This window comes from Mesorhizobium sp. M2E.F.Ca.ET.219.01.1.1, from assembly GCF_004016445.2.
Classification (GTDB): domain Bacteria; phylum Pseudomonadota; class Alphaproteobacteria; order Rhizobiales; family Rhizobiaceae; genus Mesorhizobium.
Window position 1 is genome coordinate 1 of record NZ_SADT02000069.1, and the last position, 403, is coordinate 403.

Sequence of the window (403 nt, forward strand, 5' to 3'; positions counted from 1 at the left end):
CACGTCCGCACCAACCTCGCCGACATAGAGGAGCGGATGCGGGCGGCCGAAGCGGTACTTCAGCGCACGACGATCAAGGCGCCGGCCGACGGCATCGTGGTGTCGTCGACCTATAATTCGAAGGGCAGCGTGATCGCGCCCGGCGAGAAGATCATTGAGATCCTGCCCACGGCTTCAGGCCTCAACGTCGACGCCAAGCTAAGGCCCAAGGACATCGACCAGGTCCGCGTCGGCCAGCCGGCGAAGCTCAGGCTTTCGGCGCTGAACATGCGCCTGACGCCGGAAGTGTCGGCGACGGTCAGCGAGATCTCCGCCGACCGGCTGATCGACCCGGCCACGCGCGAGCCCTATTTCCGCGCCAGGCTGAAGATCGCCGACGCCCTACCCCCCGGCGTGAAACCCG

Annotated in this window: 1 protein-coding gene; it reads left to right on the top strand. The window is 66.7% G+C overall.

The genetic code is table 11. The annotated features are described in order from the left end of the window. Window positions 1-403 (top strand): HlyD family efflux transporter periplasmic adaptor subunit (locus tag EN862_RS34955; RefSeq protein ID WP_135913290.1); only part of this gene is annotated, 403 nt, incomplete at both ends.